This window comes from Microbacterium sp. KHB019, from assembly GCF_037285405.1.
Lineage (GTDB): Bacteria > Actinomycetota > Actinomycetes > Actinomycetales > Microbacteriaceae > Microbacterium.
This window is the reverse complement of sequence record NZ_JBBDHF010000001.1, coordinates 1,306,654-1,326,613: the sequence shown is the minus strand read 5'-3', so window position 1 is coordinate 1,326,613 and position 19,960 is coordinate 1,306,654. Positions and strand designations below refer to the sequence as shown.

Sequence of the window (19,960 nt, the reverse complement as noted above, 5' to 3'; positions counted from 1 at the left end):
GTCCCTTGCCCGCGTCGTCCCGTCCTTCGTCGTCCCGTCCTTCGTGGTCCCGTAAGTCGCATGCGGTATCAGTTCGGTCGGTTATGAGCGCGCAAAACCGACCGAACTGATACAGCATCGCGGGGTGCTGATCGCATCCTCGGTCGTTGAATCCGGGATCCGGGACAAGCGACGGAATCCATCACGCGTCGTCGTGACTGTGGTCCGCCGTGTCCGGCGTCGCTCGGGCCAAGTCGGCGGCTTCTTCCTCGGGGCGAGGCGCGATGTTCTCGTCGAGTTCGAGTTCCGGCACGCTCGGCTCGCCGGCATCCGGCACATGATGCGGATGCTGTTGACCGTCGCTCATCGACATGGCGCGCCTCCTCTGATCCTGACCGTACTCCTCCCGGGCGCTGTCGGGCGGCCAGACGCCATGCTGCGCCCTAGCGGAAGGCTCTCAGCCGCAGGCTGTTGCCGACGACGAACACGCTCGACAGGGCCATCGCGGCCCCCGCGAGCATCGGGTTCAGCATCCCGAGCGCGGCGAGCGGAATGGCGGCGACGTTGTACGCGAACGCCCAGAACAGGTTCGACTTGATCGTACCGAGCGTCTTGCGCGACAGGCGGATCGCGTCGACCGCGCTGCGCAGATCCCCCCGGACGAGTGCGATGTCGGATGCCTCGATCGCCACGTCCGTGCCCGTCCCCATCGCGAGCCCCAGGTCGGCCTGAACCAGCGCCGGGGCATCGTTCACGCCGTCGCCCACCATCGCCACCACGCGACCCTCTGACTGCAACCGTTTCACCACCTCGACCTTGTCAGCCGGCAGCACCTCGGCGATGACCTCCTCGATGCCGACCTCTGCCGCGATGTGCCGCGCGGCTGCCGCGTTGTCTCCGGTGAGCAGGATCGGCGTCAGGCCCAGCGCGCGCAGGCCGCGCACCGCCTCAGCACTGGTCGGCTTGACGGTGTCAGAGACGATCAGGATGCCGCGCGCAGCACCGTCCCACCCGGCGGCGACCACGGTCTTGCCCTCGGCTTCTGCGGCGGCCTTCGCGGCGGCGACGCGCGGCGACAACGTCAGCGCCCAGTCCGCGAGCAGAGACTCGCGTCCGACGACGACGCTGTGTCCGTCGACAACGCCCTGAACTCCGCGACCCTCGATGTTCGCGAACCCCTCGACGGCGGGCATCTCGCCGGGCACGCGCGCGGCGATCGCCTGAGCGACGGGATGCTCCGACGCGTGCTCGACGGCGCCGGACAGGCGCAACAACTCATCGGCATCCACCCCGTCTTCGGCGATCACGCCTGTGAGCGCCATGCGCCCTGACGTGACTGTCCCGGTCTTGTCGAGGACGACCGTGTCGACCTTGCGCGTGGACTCGAGGATTTCCGGACCCTTGATGAGGATGCCCATCTGCGCGCCGCGGCCGGTGCCGACCAGAAGTGCGGTCGGCGTCGCCAATCCCAGTGCGCAGGGGCACGCGATCACGAGCACGGCGACGGCGGCCGTGAACGCAGCCGACACCGGGAACCCGGCGACCAGCCAGCCGGCGAGTGCGGCGACAGCGATCACGAGCACGATGGGCACGAAGACGCCCGAGATCCGGTCGGCGAGGCGCTGCACCTGGGCCTTGCCGGTCTGTGCGTCCTCCACGAGCCGGGCCATCTGCGCGAGCTGCGTGTCCGATCCGACGCGCGTCGCGCGGACCACGAGGCGGCCGCTGGCGTTCACGGTCGCTCCGGTGACGGCATCCCCTTCGCCGACCTCGACCGGAACCGACTCGCCGGTGAGCATCGAGGCGTCCACGGCCGAGTGGCCGGAGACGACGACGCCGTCGGTGGCGATCTTCTCGCCCGGACGCACGACGAACTCGTCGCCGACGCGCAACTGCTCGATCGGGATCGAGACCTCGACGCCCTTGCGCAGCACCGCAACATTCTTCGCGCCGAGGTCCAGCAGAGCCCGCAGTGCTGCGCCGGCCTGTCGCTTGGCGCGCTTCTCGAAGTAGCGTCCGGCGAGGATGAACATCGTGACACCGGCGCCGACCTCGAGGTAGATGTTGGCGGCGCCGTCCGACCGCGACAGCGCGAACTCGAACGGGTGCGTCATGCCGGGCATCCCGGCCGTGCCGAAGAACAGCGCGTACAGCGACCAGCCGAACGCGGCGAGCGTCCCCATCGAGATCAGGGTGTCCATCGTGGCGGCGCCGTGCCGCAGATTCGTCCACGCCGCGCGGTGGAACGGCCACGCGCCCCACACGATCACGGGCGCTGCGAGCGTCAGCGACGCCCACTGCCAGTACGTGAATTGCAGCGCGGGGATCATGGCCATGAGGATCACCGGCACCGTCAGAATGATCGAGACGATCAGCCGCTGGCGGAGCGACGTGAGTTCGGGGTCGTCCTGCTCGCCCGTCGCTTCCCGCATCGCCGTCGGAAGCTGCGCGGAGTATCCGGCCTTCTCGACCTCTTCGATCAGCAGCGCGGTGTCGAATCCGGACGGGGCGGTCACCTTCGCCTTCTCGGTCGCGTAGTTGACGGTCGCCTGGATACCGTCGAGCTTGTTCAGCTTGCGCTCGATGCGCGTCGCGCACGAGGCGCAGGTCATGCCGCCGATCTCGAGTTCGACGCTGCTCATGGTCGCTTCTTTCTGTGCTGCTTGTCGTGTCAGGCGCGGACGGCGGAGTACCCGGCCTCGTCGACGGCCGCGAGAATCGCCGCGTCGTCGAGGGGAGCGGATGCCGTCACGACGAGCCTGCCGGTCTGCGCGCTGATCTCGATCGCGTCGACGCCGGCGATCTGACCGACCTCTTCGCGCACGGACATCTCGCAGTGGCCGCAGGTCATGCCGGTCACTTGGTATTCGGTGGTGCTCATGGTGGGTTTCCCTTCGTTCGTCAGAGGTGACCATAGTACCCCCTGGGGGTATTCCCAATGGATGTTCCTGACATTGCCCCGTGCGAGGATGGCCGCATGACTCAAGCCACGGCAGACCTCTACGACGAGTTCGGCGATGACCTTCAGTCCGTGTCTACGCAGTTCCGCTCCTTCGGCGGACGTTCGGCGTTCGATGGGCCGATCCGGACGATCCGCTGCTTCGAGGACAACGCACTCGTCAAGTCGACACTCGCGACTCCGGGCGATGGTGCCGTGCTCGTGATCGACGGCAACGGCTCGCTGAACACCGCGCTCATGGGCGACATGATCGCCGAATCAGCCGTCGCGAACGGCTGGGCGGGTGTCGTCATCCACGGCGCTATCCGCGACAGCGTCGCGATCAACGCTCTCGACCTCGGCGTCAAGGCACTCGGAACCAACCCTCGCAAGAGCGCGAAGCTCGGCGCCGGCGAGGTCGACATCGACCTCGAGTTCGCGGGAGTGACGTTCCGCGTCGGCAAGCGCCTGTACTCGGACGAAGACGGCATCCTCGTCGAGCGCTGATCGCCAGTGACGCCCGGCGTGGCACCCGTTCGGTCGCAGATTGTGGGGGAATGCTGCATGAATCGTGTTGCCGGCGCCGTGGCCCCGCTTCTCGCCGTGGTTTCGATTCTGCTCGTAGGATGCGCCAATGGTGTCGTTTCGGCGGAGCCGTCCACCGAAGCATCGGTACACGAGGATCCGTCGGGCACGCCGACGCCGTCAGCCTTGTCGGTACCCGCGGTTGAGCCGAATCTGGTCGTCGACTCGGACGGCATCTCATACATCGATGCCGCGGGCGCCGAGACAGTGCCGTTCGACGACCGCGACGCAGTGCTCGCTCTCCTGGAACAAGCCACGGGGGAGCTGCCCGCCCCGGAGCCGATCGAGCCGCCGACCGGCTACGACATGCAGCTGGAGCGCTACAGCTGGGACGGCCTGTGGGTCACAGCCGACGTCGATCATGAGATGCCGGTGCGCATTGCCGTGGTCGGCGCTCAGGTCGACGGCATCCCGATCGCCACGGAAGACGGACTCACCGTCGGCTCGACTCGCGACGAGGTGCTGGCTGCCGATGGCTGGGCGCTTGTATTCGAGGAGGATCAGGCGACGGCGACGCAGCTAGGAGTCGGCGGGCGGGAAGTGCCGGGCACGAAGTCGCTCTCCAATCCGGGATCCGTGGGAATCGTATACGTCTTGTTCACGCTCGAGGGCGACGAAGTGAAGCAGTTCTATGCGCCATCGGATGACTTCAGCGATCTCTGAGTCTCGGGCCTCCTGACCCGACCCGCTGCTACCCGACGGCCGCGGTCACCAGGATCGGGCGGTGGTCGCTCGACCGCTGCGGCAGCGTCTGGATGCTGTCGATCGTGAAGCCGTCGGATGTCGCGAAGTCGTAGTGCCCCTTGAACACCCGGTACCGGGTGTACGTGCGCTCGTCGCTGAGCGTCAGCGTGTAGCCGTGATCGCGGACGGTCTGCCCCAGATTCTCCTTGAACACGGGGTAGTTGTAGTCGCCGACCATCAGTACCGGCAGTCCCGGTCCCATCGTCTCGAGCTCGGTGAGAGCGGCACGGATCTGGTTGCGGCGCAACGAGTTCAACGCGGTCAACGGTGCTGCGTGGAACGACGCGACGATGAACTCCTGCCCGTTGTCGATGTCCTGCAGCCGCACGCCGAGCACCCGCTCATGCGCCGGCTTGAGCATCCGGTCGTGCAGTGACTTCTTCAGCCCGATCGTGCGGATGTCCTGCAGGCGGAACAGGTTGGTCCGGTAGTACAGCGCGAGCCCGAGCCGGTTGCCCTGGGTGGCATCCGCGAGCGCCAGTCCGCTGATCTCGTTCGGCAGATCCGCCACGTCGCACTCCTGCAGGCACAGCAGATCCGGCTCGTGCAGGTCGACGAGCTCCTCGAGCTCGGTAGCCGCACGATGCTTTCGCAGGTTGTAGGAGATGACCTTCATCATCGCCACGCTACTGCGCTCACCTGAGTCGCGGGTGTCGAAACCGTGAACGACTCCGGTTCGGCTACTCGGAATCGCGTCGCGCGCGCGTCTGCTCGGCGCGCGCAGCCAGCAGTTCGTCGGCGGGGTAACCGACCTCGGTCAACGTCAACCCGCGGGCGGCGAGCACTTTGAACTCGCTCGTGCGCCGCAGCGCATCGCGCAGCACGACGAGATCGCCCACGTCGAGACGCTGCTCGCCGACAGCCGCACAGGCCCCGACGAGCGCGCGCACCATGCTGTGGCAGAAGGCGTCGGCCTTGACCTCGGCGACGAGCACGCCGTCGGCATCCCGCGCCCACCGATAGTCGAGGAGCGTCCTGATCGTCGTCGCATCGTCGCGGGCCTTGCAGTACGCCGCGAAGTCGTGCAGACCGATGAGGGACTGCGCCGCGGCATCCATCGCCTCGACATCGAGCGATCCGCGGATGCTGGTGGTATCGAGCCTGCGCGCCGGATCGAAGCCGGCCACCTCGTCGGCGAGCCGGTACCGATAACGTCGCCAGACTGCCGAGAACCGCGCGTCGAAGCCCTCCGGGGCGAGCGACGTCCGGTGCACCGTGACGTCGGGGTAGGCGCCGAGCACCCCGCGCATCCGAGCGGCGACGGAGCCGGCCGGGTCGGTCGACGCTCGGCCATGGCGGGTGAGCACGCGCGCCCACTGCGCTTCGTCCAGATCGACGTGAGCGACCTGGCCGGAGGCGTGCACGCCGGCATCCGTTCGCCCCGCGACGACGAACTGCACATCCGACCCGACGATCCGCGCGAGGGCCGCCTCGAGCGTGCCCTGCACCGTGCGCAGGTCGGGCTGCTTCGCCCACCCGCGGAAGTGCGTGCCGTCGTAGGCGATGTCCAGGCGGATTCTCACCTGCCCACTCTAAGCTGGAGCTTTGACTTCGCCCGGACGCGAGCCGTGGCACAACCCCGGAAACATGCAGAACCAGACGACACTCACGCGATTCGCCGGCCTCGACGGCCTGCGCGCGGTCGCCGTCACCCTTGTGGTCGTCTACCACCTGTTCCCCGGGCTGCCGCTCGTCGGCGGGTTCGTCGGCGTCGACGTGTTCTTCGTGATCAGCGGGTTCCTGATCACGTCGCTGCTGCTTCGGCCGTCACGGCTGGGGCGCCTCGCTTCGCCTCGTCGCCTCATCGACTTCTGGCGGCGGCGCGCGCGACGGTTGCTGCCGGCGCTCGCCGTGGTCGTCACCGTCTGCGCGACGGCCGCGTGGATGCTGGGCGGCGACCTGCTCGTCGGCATGGGCCGCCAGGTGCTGGGGGCTGCGACCTTCAGTTACAACTGGCTCGCGGTCGCCGACGGCACCGACTACTTCGCCGCGACCGCGCCCGAGCTGTTCCGCAACTTTTGGTCGCTTGCCGTCGAGGAACAGTTCTACGTCGTGTGGCCGCTGCTCCTTCCGCTCGTGCTGCTGATCCCCGGGCGCTGGGCTCGGGTCGCGCTCGTGGTCGTCGCCGGCGGCGGGTCCGCGTGGTGGATGGCACAGCTGGTCGCCGGCGGAGACGTCACCCGCGCGTACTTCGGTACCGATGCGCACGCGTTCGGGCTCTTGATCGGCATCGCGCTGGCGCTCGCCGTCGCGAACATGCCGCAGAAGGAATGGATGCTGTCGCGGACCGCCAAGTCGGCGTCGCTGCTCATCGGGTTGCTCGGACTCGCCGCGATCGTCGTCGCCGCGCTGATGCCGGAGACCTCGGATGCCGTGACGTTCCCCGGCACCCTGCTGCTTGCGAGTGTCGGCTCGGTGACCGCGATCTGCGCCGGGGTGTGGCCCGGATCCTGGTTCGGCCGCGCGCTCGACGTGCAACCGCTGAAGTGGATCGGCGATCGCTCGTACGGCATCTACCTCTGGCACTGGCCGGTGCTCGTGCTCGTGCTCGTCGGCACGCAGGGCTTCGGACCGGAGGCCGGGGTGCCGGTATGGGCCGGCGCGTCGGCGCTCGTGCTCGCCGTCGGTGCATCCGCGGTGTCGTACCGGTTCGTGGAGGCGCCGTTCCGCAAGTACGGGTTCCGGCATGCGATGCGCGGCCTCGGGCGACGGATCGCCGGACGGCCGATGAGCAAGGTCGCAGGTATCGCCGCGCTGACGATCGCCCTGGTGGCGATCGGCGGCACCGCAGCGGCGATCGTGAACGCCCCGCATTCGACCACTGCTGCCGCGGCGATCGACCGCGGCGAAGACGCGCTGAACACCGCGGACGAGAAGGCGAAGCCGACCCCGAAGCCGACTCCACAGGAAGCCGTCATCCCGGAGGGCACCGAGATCACGGCGGTCGGCGACTCCGTGATGCTGGCATCCGCTCCCTCCCTGCTCGAAGAGTTCCCGGGCATCGAGGTGGATGCAGAGGTCTCGAGGTCGATCTGGGCAGGTCCCGACATCCTGCAGCACCTTGAGGACAACGGCCAGCTGCGGCAGAACGTCGTCGTCGGACTCGGCACGAACGGACCGGTCGACTGGGGCGTGCTCGAGCAGATGTCCAAGATCGCGGGTCCTGACCGCAACCTCATCCTCGTCAACGCTCATGCCCCTCGTGAGTGGATCCCCGGCGTCAATTCGGACATCGAGAAGTTCGCGGATCGGCATCGGCGCGTCTGGGTCGCGGACTGGTCCGGCGACATCGCGCCCCATGAGGATCTGCTCGCCGGTGACGGCATCCACCCCGGCAAGGCCGGGGGAGACGTGTTCGCCGGTTCCGTGGAGACCGCGCTCGAGCAGATCGACAAGGACCGCGCCCGGGCCGAGAAGGACTTCGCGAAGGCGCCGACCGGTCGCGCCCCGCGCATCCCGTTCCCGGAGTAGGCCCGCATTTGGCCCCCGCCCCGGGATGCCGTAAGCTATCACTTTGGTACTCGACTGCCGAGTGCCGCGAACGTGAGCCCTCCACTGGCGTGTTCGAGTCACTAGACGAAGAACCACCCCGGAGTGGGATTCACGAACCTCTCCGTTCGATCAAGAAAGCAGCACTATTGTGACGCGCACTTACACACCGAAGACCGGGCAGGTCCAGCGCGACTGGATCGTCATCGACGCCACTGACGTCGTTCTCGGCCGCCTGGCCTCGCACACCGCAGCGATCCTGCGCGGCAAGCACAAGCCGACCTTCGCAAACCACGTCGACACCGGCGACTTCGTCGTCATCATCAACGCCGAGAAGGTCGCCCTGACCGGCCAGAAGCTCCAGAAGAAGATGGCTTACCGCCACTCGGGCTACCCGGGCGGCCTCACGGCTGTCTCGTACGCCGAGCTTCTCGAGAAGAACCCTGTCCGCGCTGTCGAGAAGGCCGTCCGCGGCATGCTCCCCAAGAACAGCCTGGGCCGTCAGCAGCTGACGAAGCTCAAGGTGTACGTCGGTGCCGAGCACCCGCACGCCGCTCAGCAGCCGAAGCTGCACACCCTCGACCAGGTCGCCCAGTAAGCGCCGCAACGACTAAGGACATACTCGTGGCTGACATCGAATCCACCGAAACCCCTCAGAACTACTCGACCTCCAGCCCGGAGGCTGTGGCAACCGAGACGGCTCCCCGTCCCGTGCTGAACGTCTCCGGCGCTGCCGTCGGTCGCCGCAAGCAGGCCATCGCCCGCGTGCGCGTGGTCCCTGGCTCCGGCACCATCACGGTCAACGGCCGTACGCTCGAGGACTACTTCCCGAACAAGCTGCACCAGCAGCTGATCAACGACCCGTTCAAGGTCCTGAACCTCGAGGGCGCGTACGACGTGATCGCTCGCATCTCGGGTGGCGGCGACTCGGGCCAGGCCGGCGCGCTGCGTCTCGGCATCGCCCGTGCGCTCAACGGCATCGACGTGGAGAACAACCGCGCGACGCTGAAGAAGGCCGGCTTCCTCTCTCGTGACGCTCGCGTCATCGAGCGCAAGAAGGCTGGTCTCAAGAAGGCCCGCAAGGCGCCTCAGTACTCGAAGCGCTAAATCTCTGATGCCGCTTTTCGGCACGGACGGCGTACGTGGACTTGCCAATGGCGTCCTCACCGCCGATCTCGCGCTCTCCCTGGCCCAGGCGACTGCCGTCGTCCTGGGCCAGGGCCGCACCGCAGAGGCTCGCAAGGCCGAAGGCAAGCGACTGTCCGCAGTCGTCGCCCGCGACCCCCGCGTCTCCGGTGAATTCCTCGTGGCCGCCGTCTCGGCAGGCCTCGCAGCATCCGGTGTCGACGTGCTCGACGCGGGTGTCATCCCCACTCCGGCCCTGGCGTTCCTGATCGGCGACCACGACGCGGACTTCGGCGTCATGGTGTCGGCCTCGCACAACCCTGCGGCGGACAACGGGATCAAGATCTTCGCCCGCGGCGGTGTGAAGCTTCCCGACGTCGTCGAGCAGCGCATCGAAGCCGCGATGGCGGGCGAGAAGCTTCTCCCCACGGGCTCCGGTGTCGGGCGCATCGAGCGCTTCTCCGATGCGGAGGACCGGTACAAGCTGCACCTGCTCGGCTCTCTGCCGCACAGCCTCGACGGCATCCATGTCGTTCTGGACTGCGCGCACGGCGCCGCATCAGGCGTCTCGCCTGAGACCTTCAAGGATGCCGGAGCCACCGTCACGGTGATCGGCGCCGACCCCGACGGTCTCAACATCAACGACGGCGTCGGCTCCACGCATCTGCACAACCTCGCTGAGGCTGTCGTCCGCCTGGGCGCCGATGTCGGAATCGCCCACGATGGCGACGCGGACCGCTGCCTCGCCGTGGACGCCGAAGGCAACATCATCGACGGCGACCAGATCATGGCGATCCTCGCCGTCGCGATGAAGCAGCGTGGTCACCTCACCGACGACACGCTCGTCGCGACCGTCATGAGCAACCTCGGTCTGCACATGGCCATGCGCGAGAACGGCATCACGGTGCGGCAGACCGCCGTCGGTGACCGCTACGTCCTCGAGGACATGAACGCGAACGGCTTCGCCCTGGGCGGCGAGCAGTCGGGGCACGTCATCATGAGCGAGTTCGCCACCACCGGCGACGGCGTCCTCACCGGACTCCATCTGGTCGCGGAGATGGCACGGCAGAAGAAGTCGATCGCCGAGCTCGCTGCCGTCATGACCGTTTATCCGCAGATCCTCGTCAACGTGCGTGACGTCGACAAGGACCGCTGCGCCGATGACGAGGGCGTCCAGGAGGCCGTCGCCGCCGTCGAGGCCGAACTCGGTGACACCGGCCGCGTACTGCTGCGCAAGTCGGGCACCGAACAGCTCGTTCGGGTGATGGTCGAGGCTGCGGATGCAGAGTCTGCGAAGGCTCATGCGGACAGGCTCGTCGCCGTGGTCAAGGAGCGGCTCGCGCTTTAACCGGACCTCATCAGGTTAAAGCGCGGATCGTATCCGATCCAATCTCGCATTTGTGGTAGGCGAAGATCACGGAAAGATAACGAGTTGCTCGCGCAATCTTGTTGGCCTCCCGCGCGCGGCCTATGCTTGCCGCACTTGTTCCGAGCGTAATCCGAGCGTTCGAGGCGAGAGAAAGGTCCGGATCAGCGTGAGCCCTTCCTAGGAGGACTCGTCGTCGAACCGGAATGGGGATTGGGGACCCAGGGGAGAATACGTGGGTTGTTGGCTTCGTGCGTGACGCGCGTCGCCATGGTCGGCCTGCTGGCCGGACGCTGATCTACCGGCGGTGACAACTGCCGGATCCATCGGCACCAGCAGCCGAGGAGGACGCATCATCGAGGCCGCGCGCAGCGCGGCGGCATCGTCAAACGATGATCGAGGCCCCTCCGGCCAGCGACCGACGTGCCTCACGCGCGACGTGCAGACGTCGGTCGCCGGCCCGCACTCACTCGCCGAGTTGCGAGACGTATGCCTTGAGCGCTGCGTCTGAGTCTTGCGGCTTGTACCCGGTGCCTGTCAGTTTCTCGAGGTCGAGGATGCTGTTGCTCGGCCGCGGTGCGATGGGCCCTGTCGCCTGTGCGTAGTACGCCTCGGTGCCGACGGGTGTTACGCGTGCGGGGTCGTGGCCGGTGAGCCGGTAGACCTCGCGCGCGATGTCGGCCCAGGTTCGTGCGGGGCCGGTGCCGGTGAGGTTGTAGGTGCCGTGCGGGGCGCCGGTGGTGAGCAGGTGGTGGATGCCGCGGGCGAGGTCGTCGGTGAAGGTGAGGCGTCCGTGTTGGTCGTCGATGACGTTCGGGTCGATGCCGCGTGCGGCGAGGTTCGCCATGGTGCGGACGAAGTTGTTGCCGTCGCCGATGACCCAGGAGGTTCGGATGATGTAGTGGCGTGGGGTGGTTGCTGCGGCGAGGTCGCCGGCGGCTTTGGACTGTCCGTAGACGCCGAGCGGGCTGACCGGGGCGTTCTCGCGGTACGGTTCGGTGCTGGTGCCGTCGTAGACGTAGTCGCTGGAGATGTGCACGAGCGTGAGGCCGTACTCGGTGGCGATGCGGGCGAGTGCGGCGGGACCTGTGGCGTTGATCGCCCACGCGACCGCCCGGCCGTCAGGCGTCTCGGCGGTGTCGACGGCGGTGTACGCGGCGGCGTTGATGATGGTGCTGTACTCGCGCCACCGGCGGGCTGTCGCGAGGTCGGGGCTCGTGATGTCGAGCTCGGCCCTGGTGGTGTACTCGATGTGCGGGGCGTCGCCGTAGCGGGCGCGCAGGGCGCGACCGAGCTGCCCGTTCGAGCCGGTGATGAGGATCTTCTTCGGCCGGATCGGGGTGACGTCGGCGAGCCGGGGGTGTGCTTTGTCCTTCTCAGAGATCTGCACCTGGTCCAACGGGATCGGCCAGTCGATGGCGGCGGTCTCGTCGGCGAGGTTCAGGTTCGCGTAGTCGGCGTCGGCCGACCAGTGGTCGTTCACGAGGTACGTGTACGCGGTGTTCGGCTCGAGGGTCTGGTACGAGTTGCCGACTCCGCGGGGGACGAAGATCGCCCGTGACGGGTCGATCTCCGCCGTGAACACGACCCCGAACGTGGGGCCCTCGCGCAGGTCGACCCACGCTCCGAAGATCCGCCCTGTGGCGACGGAGATGAACTTGTCCCACGGCTCCGCATGGATGCCACGGGTCGTCCCGGCCGCGTCGTTGAACGAGATGTTGTTCTGCACCGGACCGAAGTCGGGAAGCCCCGCCGCGACCATCTTCTGCCGCTGCCAGTTCTCCTTGAACCAGCCCCGGGAATCGCCGTGCACCGGAAGGTCGAGGAGGAGCAGGCCGGGGATCGGGGTCTGAGCGATCAACACCATCACTGGCCCTTTCGTGCGTAGAACGCCTCGGTGGCATCCTTGGCCGGAGCCCACCACGACTCATTCTCGCGGTACCAGTCGATCGTCGCAGCCAGCCCCGCCTCGAAGTCCGCGAACTGCGGCTCCCACCCGAGCTCGGTGCGCAGCTTCGATGAATCGATCGCATACCGCAGGTCGTGCCCTGCCCGGTCGGTGACATGGTCGTACGCGTCGACCGGTTCACCCATGAGCTGCAGGATCAGCTCCACGACGTCCCGGTTGTTCCGCTCTCCGTCGGCGCCGATCAGGTACGTCTCCCCGATGCGGCCCTTCTCCAGGATCGTGAGCACGGCGGACGAGTGATCGTCGGCATGGATCCAGTCCCGCACGTTCTGTCCGGCCCCGTACAGACGTGGGCGGATGCCGCGGATGATGTTCGTGATCTGCCGGGGGATGAACTTCTCCACGTGCTGGTACGGGCCGTAGTTGTTCGAGCAGTTCGAGATCGTCGCCTGCACCCCGAACGATCGCACCCACGCCCGCACCAGCAGGTCGGACCCGGCCTTCGTCGACGAGTACGGCGACGACGGGTTGTACGGGGTAGTGTCGGTGAACCGTGCCGGGTCATCCAGTTCGAGATCCCCGTACACCTCGTCGGTGGAGATGTGATGCAGCCGGGTCCCGTGCCGGCGGGCGGCCTCGAGCAGCGTGTACGTGCCGACGATGTTCGTCTCCAGGAACGGACGCGGGTCATCCAACGAGTTGTCGTTGTGCGACTCCGCCGCATAGTGCACCACAGCATCCGCCTCGGCGAACAGCCCGTCCACGAGCGCCGCATCCGTGATGTCCCCGTGCACGAACGCGACCCGATCCTCCGGCAGACCGGTCAGAGACGCCCGGTTGCCCGCATAGGTCAGCGCATCCAGCACCGTCACCTCATGATCGGTGTGCTCCACCACATGGTGCACGAAGTTCGACCCGATGAACCCGGCACCACCGGTCACCAGCAGCTTCATCGATCTCCCCGATCCAGCAGCTCCAGCAGGTACCGGCCGTACCCCGACTTCACCAGACCCTCCGCACGTGAACGCAACGCGTCGTCGCTGAGGAACCCGCGCCGCCACGCGACCTCCTCGGGCACCCCGATCTTCAACCCGGTGCGGCGTTCCATCGTGCGCACGTAGTCCGCGGCATCCGTCATCTGATCGAACGTCCCCGTGTCCAGCCACGCCGTGCCGCGCGGCAGAACCTCCACCTGCAGCTTCCCGCGTTCCAGATACTCCCGGTTCACGTCCGTGATCTCGTACTCGCCCCGTGCCGACGGCGCCAGGCCCCGCGCGATCTCCACCACGTCGTTGTCGTAGAAGTACAGACCGGGCACCGCGTAGTTGCTCCGGGGCACCACCGGCTTCTCCTCCAGAGACACCGCCACCCCGGCCCCGTCGAACTCGACCACACCGTACGCGGCAGGATCCGCCACCCAGTACGCGAAGATCGCACCACCATCGATGCCCGAGAACCGGCCGAGTTGATCGCCCAGGCCTGGCCCGTACAGCAGATTGTCGCCGAGCACGAGGGCCACCGGCTCATCGCCGATGAACTCCGCACCGATCGTGAACGCCTGCGCCAGACCGTCCGGCGACGCCTGCTGCGCGAACGTCAATCGGATCCCGAACTGCGACCCGTCACCGAGCAGCCGCTCGAAATGCGCCGCGTCATGCGGTGTCGTGATCACCAGGATGTCGTCGATCCCCGCCAGCATCAACGTCGACAGCGGGTAATAGACCATCGGCTTGTCGTACACCGGAACCAACTGCTTCGAAACACCCAGCGTGATCGGATGCAGACGCGTGCCTGATCCGCCCGCGAGAATTATCCCCTTCATGAGAACTCCCCAGTCTCATCACGCACTCCCCAGTGCGTACGTGCGGGGGACTTCCCCGAGCCGTCCCGCACGGCACAGCGTAGCCCACACGGAGCACGCTGCGACAGGGGCAGTGGCGCCGTCTGCGATGCGGGTGGGCGGAGGGTCTGCGGACGGGCGCGAGAAAAAGGTGGTGACGGACGGGGGCTGTGCGGCTATAGTGACGCTCGGGACGGTTCTCCGTGTCCGCTCGTTCTGGGGATGAGCGGTGCAAGCACGCGAACCGTGAAAGGTCACGCGGGGGCGTGTGGCCGGACTGGGGAAACTGGGAACAATGGGGAGTTCAATCGTTCGCCGTGGGAGGCGACCGCAGCCGATCCTTCGCGCTGTCGCCGCACTGGCATCGGCGTTTGCACTGGTCGCGGCCGGGCTCACGACGATGCCCGCTCCCGCTGAGGCGGCTGGCAGTCCGTGCGGTCCGACCATCAACGCGATCGCGTGCGAGAACTCCAAGCCGGGCACCGCCCCGAACGTCTGGGACATCGACGGCGCCGGCGATGCCAGCATCCAGGGATTCGCGACCGACATCTCGGTCAACCGTGGTCAGCGCATCGACTTCAAGATCGACACGGATGCCTCGGCGTACACGATCGACATCTACCGCACCGGCTGGTACCAGGGTCTCGGCGCCCGCTTCATCCAGTCCGTGCCCGTGACCGCGACCCTCCCGCAGAGCCAGCCGGAGTGCAAGTCCGACGTCGCCACGGAACTCTACGACTGCGGCACCTGGCACGTCTCGTCCTCCTGGGACGTCCCTGCCGACGCGGTCTCCGGGGTCTACATCGCCAAGCTGACCCGCACCGACACCGGCGGATCCAGCCACATCATCTTCATCGTCCGCAACGATGGCGTGGCATCCGACATCCTGTTCCAGACCTCCGACCCGACCTGGCACGCGTACAACAAGTACGGCGGCTCCGACTTCTACCAGGGCGCAGCCAACGGCAGGGCGTACAAGATCAGCTACAACCGCCCGTTCGCCACTCGGGACGGCATCGAGAAGCGCGACTTCTACTTCAGCGCCGAGTACGCAACCGTCAGATTCCTCGAGCGCAACGGCTACGACATGACGTACATCGCGGGGCTGGACACGGACCGTCGCGGTGGAGAGCTGCTGGGTCACAACGTCTTCCTGTCGGTCGGCCATGACGAGTACTGGTCGGGCGCGCAGCGCGCGAACATCGAAGCCGCGCGGGATGCTGGCGTCAACATGCAGTTCCTCACCGGCAACGAGGGGTACTGGCGCACGCGCTACGAGGCATCAGCCGACGACTCGGCGACGCCGTACCGCACCCTCGTCTCGTACAAGGAGACCTGGAGCAACGCGAAGATAGACCCGGCCGCCGAGTGGACCGGCACGTGGCGCGATCCGCGATTCGCGGGTGCCGCACAGGGCGGTCATCTGCCGGAGAACGCCCTCACCGGAACCATGTACATGGTCAACGACGTCGCGTATCCGATCACGGTGACCTCGGACGAGGGCCGTATGCGGCTATGGCGGGACACCGGTCTCAACGCGATCCCGGCGGGGAGCTCTGAGCCGCTCGGCGACCAGACGCTCGGCTACGAGTCGAACGAGGACATCGACAACGGGTTCCGTCCTGAGGGCCTGATCCGGCTGTCGACGACCGTCGCGGGAACGCAGCAGTACCTGCTCGACTACGGCAACACGGTGACCGCCGGCACCACCGAGCACCACGTCACGCTGTACCGGGCCGCGAGCGGAGCGCTGGTGTTCTCCGCCGCGAGCGTGCAATGGGGCTGGGGTCTGGACAGCACGCATGATGTCGCGCGCCCCGCAGCGGACGCACGCATGCAGCAGGCGGAGGTCAACCTGCTCGCCGACATGGATGCCCAGCCGACCACCTTGATGGCCGGCCTCACCCGCGCGACCAAGAGCGCGGACACGACGGCTCCCACGACGGTCATCACGTCGCCTGCCGCCGGCGAACAGGTTCCGCACGGCACGCGGGTGACGGCCGCGGGGACGGCGTCGGACATGGGCGGCCGCGTCGCCGGGGTCGAGGTGTCGACCGACGGCGGAAGCTCCTGGCATCCGGCGGAAGGCACGACGAGCTGGACGTACTCGTACATCCAGCAGGGGACCGGTCAGACGACGATCATCGCCCGCGCCATCGACGACAGCGCGAACTTCTCGGCATCGGGCACTACGCGCACGGTGTCGGTGACGGGCCCGTACTCTGCACAGGGCGAGGCCGTGCCGTCGCTCGCGTCGGCGACAGACACGCAGGCGGTCGAGCTCGGCCTGCGCTTCAGCACGGCGACGGACGGCTACGTCAGCGGCGTGCGGTTCTACAAGGGGCCGGGGAACTCCGGCACCCATGTCGGGTCGCTGTGGTCCGCCGAGGGGGAGAAGCTCGCCAGCGTCACGTTCGGGGGCGAGACGGCCACCGGGTGGCAGTCCGCGCGCTTCAGCAGCTCCGTGCCCGTGGCAGCGGGGCAGCAGTACGTGGTTTCGTACACCGCGCCGAACGGCGGGTACGCGTACGTCGACGACTTCTGGCCGTACAAGGCGCGGTCGTCGACGCCGGTGATCGTGACCTCCGGGGTCGGCGATGCCAGCCCTGGTGTGTACGGCTACGCCGGAGACTTCCCGACGTACACGTGGGGAAACTCGAACTACTACGTCGACGTCGTGTTCGACTCGGTGCCGGACACGAAGGTACGCGTCGCAGCGCGCCAACCCGCTGCGAACAGCTCGAGCGTGCCGACCGACACCGACGTCACAGCCGTGTTCACCGGTGACGTCGTCAGCGCACAGCTGCACGTGAAGGATGCCGCCGGCACGGCGGTCGCCGGGACGAACTCGTACAGCGCGTCGACCCGCACCGTTCGCTTCGCTCCGTCCGCGGCGCTCGCCGCGGCCGCGACCTATACGGTCACGATCGACGCGACGCCGGCGGGTGGTAAGCAGTTCGACGCCGGTGGGGCCTGGAAGTTCACGACCGCGGCGCCTGTGCTGCCGGAGGGGCAGTGCCCGTGCTCGATCTACACGGATCTGGATCGCCCGCTGATCTCTGCGGATGCTGATCCGGATTCCGTCACGCTGGGCACGCGGTTCACCGTCGATGAGCCGGGCCTGGTCACAGCCCTCCGCTTCTACAAGGGCTTCGGCAACGTGGGCACCCATATCGGGACGCTGTGGACGAGCACCGGTCAGAAGCTCGGGCAGGTCACGTACAGCGCAGAGACCGCGTCTGGTTGGCAGACAGCTCAGCTGACGGCTCCCGTTGCACTCCAGCCGGGCACCGAGTACATCGTGGCGTATACCGCTCCGTCGGGCCACTATGCCGTCACGTCGTACTCGTTCGCAGACGGATACTCCCGCGGCCCCATCTCGGTACCGGTTGACGGAGGCGTCTTCACGTACAGCAGCGGTATGCCGACGCGGACGACGAGCACGAGCTACTACGTCGACATCGTGTTCGAGACCGACATCGTCGGGCCTGCGCTCGTCGCGATGAATCCTGCCGGCGGTGCCGTCGACGTCGATCGCGACATCGCGATCTCGGCGACCTTCGACGAAGCGCTGACCTCGACGCCCGACGTGACGGTCCACGCGGACGGTGCCGCCGTCGCCGGCGCGTCGACGCTCTCCGCAGACGGGAAGACGGTGACCTTCACCCCGAGCGGCCCGCTCCCCTACGGGGCGACAGTGACCGTGGAGGTGGGCGGGATCGTCGGTGCGGACGGTGCGGGGACGGACCGCACGTGGGCGTTCACCGTCGAGCAGGATGCCGCCACCATGGTGCACACCTTCTTCGGCGACGACGAGCCGTCCGCGTCGTTCGCGAACGACGCCACGCCCGTCGAGCTCGGCATGTCGTTCCACAGCTCCGTCACCGGGCAGGTGAAGGCGCTCCGCTTCTACAAGACCTCCGGCGACACGGGCACGCACACCGGGACGCTGTGGTCGTCCACCGGGCAGGCGTTGGCGACCGTCGTGTTCCAGAACGAGACGGCATCCGGATGGCAGCGCGCGGCGCTCACGAACCCGGTGACGGTCACGGCGGGGCAGACGTACACGGTCTCCTACCTGTCCTCCCAGGGGCGATACCCCGCGGCGAGCGACTACTTCGATGTCGCGAAGACGAGCGGGCCGCTCACCGCGGACGCCGACGTCAACGGCGTGTATCGGTACGGCGGTGGCGGGGTCATGCCGACCTCGAGCTTCCGCGCGACGAACTACTACGCCGACGTCGAGTTCAGGGCGGGCACCGGCTCCGGCACCGTCGTCTCCGTGACGTCGAAGTCGCCGACCGGCGTGGAGGTCGCGGTCACTGCTGACGTCACAGCGCACCTCAACATCGACGCCGCGAACCCGAAGATCGTGCTCACATCGTCCGATGGCGCCGTGGCCGGCACGAGTGCGTACGACACGGACTCGCGCACCATCACGTTCACGCCGTCGAGCGACCTCACGCAGGCGACCACGTACACGGCTCAGGTGCTCATCGGCGGGCAGGCGCTCGATCAATGGCAGTTCACGACCGTCGAGCCCGAACTGCCCGGCGCGACCGACACCATCTTCGGTGACACCGCGCCGAGCAGCGAGGCCGCCTCGGACGGCGATGCTGTGGAGGTGGGGACGGCGTTCTCCGTCGCCCGCAGCGGCTACGTCACCGCGATCCGCTTCTACAAGGGCGCCGGGAATACGGGCACCCACACCGGCACGCTGTGGGGCGCGGATGGCACGGCGCTCGCCACCGTCACTTTCGCCGGCGAGACCGCATCCGGGTGGCAGCGCGCCGCGCTGTCGACACCGGTGGCAGTCTCGCCAGGCACGACCTACGTCGTCTCGTACTTCGCACCGAACGGCCACTACGCCATCACACCGGCGTACTTCGCCTCCGGCCGGACCAGCGGCTCCATCACCGCACCCGGCGGAGACAACGGCCGATACCTTTACGGCACCACAGGTGGTTACCCGACGGGTTCATGGAACTCGTCCGCGTACTTCGTGGATGCCGAGATAGCGTTCGGGTCGGGATCGCCGGAGTCACCCCCTCAGACTCCGGCCCCCGACCCGACGCCAACCCCGACGCCAACCCCGACGCCAACCCCGACGCCAACCCCGACACCGACGCCAACCCCGACAGCGACACCGACGCCGACACCGACGCCGACACCGACACCCGAACCCGCGCCGACGTTCACGGTCACTGCGCGTGAGCCGGCGTCGGCGGGAACCGAGGTGGCGCCGACGACCACGATCACCGCGACGCTCGACGCCGACGCTCCGGCGGCGGCGCTGGCGCTGACGACGGCCGCCGGCAGCGTTGCCGGTGCATCGGACTACGACGCCTCGACCCGCACCGTCACCTTCACCCCGACTGAGCCGTTGGCGTGGTCGACGGCCTACACGGCATCCGTCACGGCGGGAACCGCGCAGATCACGGGCGCGACCTGGAGCTTCACGACCACGGCCGCACCGCCGATCATCGACGTCGTGAGCATCTTCGGTGACGCCGTTCCGCAGACTCCGGCCTGGAACGACCCGGACGGGGTGCAGGTCGCGACGAGGTTCACCGTCGATGTGGCGGGCACGGCCACCGGCATCCGCTTCTACAAGGGCGCGGCCAACACCGGTGAGCACACGGGCTATCTCTGGAACGCAGCCGGGGTGAAGCTCGCCGAGGTGCAGTTCACCGACGAGACCGCGGACGGCTGGCAGACGGCCGCGCTGAGCACACCCGTGGCGCTGCAGCCGGGGGTCGAGTACCGCGTGGGTCTGTACGGCACGACAGGGCGGTACGCCGTGGACGTGCGCACCCTGCGCTGGCAGACCGTGATCGGCCACTTCACCATTCCCGACGACGGCAGCGCCTGGGTCTATTCGCGGGAGTTCCCGAGCAACGTCTCTGACAACAACTACTGGGTCGACGTGCTGTTCGACCCCGTCGAATAGGTGCCATGACGCACCAACCGTGATGACGCATATCT

At 67.7% G+C, this 19,960-nt stretch carries 15 protein-coding genes; 7 read left to right on the top strand and 8 right to left on the bottom strand.

Going from position 1 to position 19,960, the window contains the following annotated elements:
• Positions 1-181: 181 nt before the first annotated feature.
• The 3 genes from KHB019_RS06350 to KHB019_RS06340 all read right to left on the bottom strand — a co-directional run bounded on the left by KHB019_RS06350 (position 182) and on the right by KHB019_RS06340 (position 2,860).
• A complete protein-coding gene (locus KHB019_RS06350) occupies positions 182-352 on the bottom strand; it encodes a hypothetical protein (RefSeq protein WP_337458377.1) in 171 nt (56 codons plus the stop codon).
• A 70-nt stretch (positions 353-422) separates the two neighbouring features.
• Positions 423-2,621 (bottom strand): heavy metal translocating P-type ATPase, encoded by a 2,199-nt coding sequence (locus KHB019_RS06345; protein ID WP_337458376.1) that lies wholly within the window; start codon positions 2,619-2,621, stop codon positions 423-425.
• A 29-nt stretch (positions 2,622-2,650) separates the two neighbouring features.
• A complete protein-coding gene (locus KHB019_RS06340) occupies positions 2,651-2,860 on the bottom strand; it encodes a heavy-metal-associated domain-containing protein (RefSeq protein ID WP_337458375.1) in 210 nt (69 codons plus the stop codon).
• Positions 2,861-2,956: 96 nt separating this feature from the next.
• Between KHB019_RS06340 and rraA the strand changes: the two genes are divergently transcribed.
• Together rraA and KHB019_RS06330 are read left to right on the top strand one after the other, a co-directional pair.
• Complete coding sequence (rraA, locus tag KHB019_RS06335; protein WP_325470859.1) at positions 2,957-3,424, top strand: ribonuclease E activity regulator RraA; 468 nt, start codon at positions 2,957-2,959, stop codon at positions 3,422-3,424.
• A gap of 6 nt (positions 3,425-3,430) precedes the next feature.
• Positions 3,431-4,165, top strand: coding sequence for a hypothetical protein (locus tag KHB019_RS06330; protein ID WP_337458374.1), 735 nt, complete (start codon positions 3,431-3,433; stop codon positions 4,163-4,165).
• Between the two features lie 28 nt (positions 4,166-4,193).
• Here the strand turns inward: KHB019_RS06330 and KHB019_RS06325 are convergent, their stop codons facing one another.
• The gene (locus tag KHB019_RS06325) at positions 4,194-4,862 is read right to left on the bottom strand and encodes an endonuclease/exonuclease/phosphatase family protein (protein WP_230101427.1); all 669 of its coding nucleotides are present in this window, start codon (positions 4,860-4,862) and stop codon (positions 4,194-4,196) included.
• A gap of 64 nt (positions 4,863-4,926) precedes the next feature.
• Positions 4,927-5,769, bottom strand: coding sequence for a tRNA pseudouridine(38-40) synthase TruA (gene truA / locus KHB019_RS06320; RefSeq protein WP_337458373.1), 843 nt, complete (start codon positions 5,767-5,769; stop codon positions 4,927-4,929).
• A 22-nt stretch (positions 5,770-5,791) separates the two neighbouring features.
• On the opposite strand from truA, the gene KHB019_RS06315 reads away from it, so the two are divergent.
• The 4 genes from KHB019_RS06315 (at position 5,792) to glmM (ending at position 10,208) form a co-directional block, all read left to right on the top strand.
• On the top strand, positions 5,792-7,717 hold the full coding sequence (locus KHB019_RS06315; protein WP_337458372.1) for an acyltransferase family protein: 1,926 nt from the start codon (positions 5,792-5,794) through the stop codon (positions 7,715-7,717).
• Between the two features lie 169 nt (positions 7,718-7,886).
• Positions 7,887-8,333 carry a 50S ribosomal protein L13 gene (rplM, locus tag KHB019_RS06310; protein ID WP_325470863.1) on the top strand — a complete coding sequence of 149 codons (447 nt, stop codon included), beginning with the start codon at positions 7,887-7,889 and terminating at the stop codon, positions 8,331-8,333.
• Between the two features lie 26 nt (positions 8,334-8,359).
• Positions 8,360-8,842: a 30S ribosomal protein S9 gene (gene rpsI, locus KHB019_RS06305; protein ID WP_290368232.1), complete on the top strand. Its 483-nt coding sequence runs from the start codon at positions 8,360-8,362 to the stop codon at positions 8,840-8,842.
• Between the two features lie 7 nt (positions 8,843-8,849).
• Positions 8,850-10,208 carry a phosphoglucosamine mutase gene (glmM, locus tag KHB019_RS06300; RefSeq protein ID WP_337458371.1) on the top strand — a complete coding sequence of 453 codons (1,359 nt, stop codon included), beginning with the start codon at positions 8,850-8,852 and terminating at the stop codon, positions 10,206-10,208.
• 484 nt (positions 10,209-10,692) lie between these two features.
• Here the strand turns inward: glmM and KHB019_RS06295 are convergent, their stop codons facing one another.
• Genes KHB019_RS06295 through rfbA form a run of 3 tightly spaced genes read right to left on the bottom strand, consistent with a single transcriptional unit; the run spans position 10,693 to position 13,957 of the window.
• Positions 10,693-12,093, bottom strand: a complete 1,401-nt coding sequence (locus tag KHB019_RS06295) for a bifunctional dTDP-4-dehydrorhamnose 3,5-epimerase family protein/NAD(P)-dependent oxidoreductase (protein ID WP_337458370.1) — start codon at positions 12,091-12,093, stop codon at positions 10,693-10,695.
• Complete coding sequence (rfbB, locus tag KHB019_RS06290) at positions 12,093-13,088, bottom strand: dTDP-glucose 4,6-dehydratase (RefSeq protein WP_337458369.1); 996 nt, start codon at positions 13,086-13,088, stop codon at positions 12,093-12,095. The genes KHB019_RS06295 and rfbB overlap by 1 nt, the downstream gene beginning before the upstream one ends.
• Positions 13,085-13,957, bottom strand: a complete 873-nt coding sequence (gene rfbA / locus KHB019_RS06285; protein ID WP_337458368.1) for a glucose-1-phosphate thymidylyltransferase RfbA — start codon at positions 13,955-13,957, stop codon at positions 13,085-13,087. Before rfbA ends, rfbB begins: the two co-directional genes overlap by 4 nt.
• A 313-nt stretch (positions 13,958-14,270) precedes the next feature.
• Here rfbA and KHB019_RS06280 point away from each other — a divergent pair, with 313 nt between their 5' ends.
• Entirely contained in the window at positions 14,271-19,925 is a 5,655-nt protein-coding gene (locus KHB019_RS06280) for a DUF4082 domain-containing protein (RefSeq protein ID WP_337458367.1), read from the top strand.
• The last annotated feature ends 35 nt before the right edge of the window (positions 19,926-19,960 follow it).

Coding starts and splice junctions, on each gene's coding strand:
- KHB019_RS06325 (WP_230101427.1), bottom strand. CDS start 4,862: ATGAAGGTCATCTCCTACAACCTGCGAAAGCATCGTGCGGCTACCGAG.
- KHB019_RS06280 (WP_337458367.1), top strand. CDS start 14,271: ATGGGGAGTTCAATCGTTCGCCGTGGGAGGCGACCGCAGCCGATCCTT.
- rfbA (WP_337458368.1), bottom strand. CDS start 13,957: ATGAAGGGGATAATTCTCGCGGGCGGATCAGGCACGCGTCTGCATCCG.
- KHB019_RS06350 (WP_337458377.1), bottom strand. CDS start 352: ATGTCGATGAGCGACGGTCAACAGCATCCGCATCATGTGCCGGATGCC.
- rraA (WP_325470859.1), top strand. CDS start 2,957: ATGACTCAAGCCACGGCAGACCTCTACGACGAGTTCGGCGATGACCTT.
- KHB019_RS06340 (WP_337458375.1), bottom strand. CDS start 2,860: ATGAGCACCACCGAATACCAAGTGACCGGCATGACCTGCGGCCACTGC.
- glmM (WP_337458371.1), top strand. CDS start 8,850: ATGCCGCTTTTCGGCACGGACGGCGTACGTGGACTTGCCAATGGCGTC.
- rfbB (WP_337458369.1), bottom strand. CDS start 13,088: ATGAAGCTGCTGGTGACCGGTGGTGCCGGGTTCATCGGGTCGAACTTC.
- KHB019_RS06295 (WP_337458370.1), bottom strand. CDS start 12,093: ATGGTGTTGATCGCTCAGACCCCGATCCCCGGCCTGCTCCTCCTCGAC.
- KHB019_RS06345 (WP_337458376.1), bottom strand. CDS start 2,621: ATGAGCAGCGTCGAACTCGAGATCGGCGGCATGACCTGCGCCTCGTGC.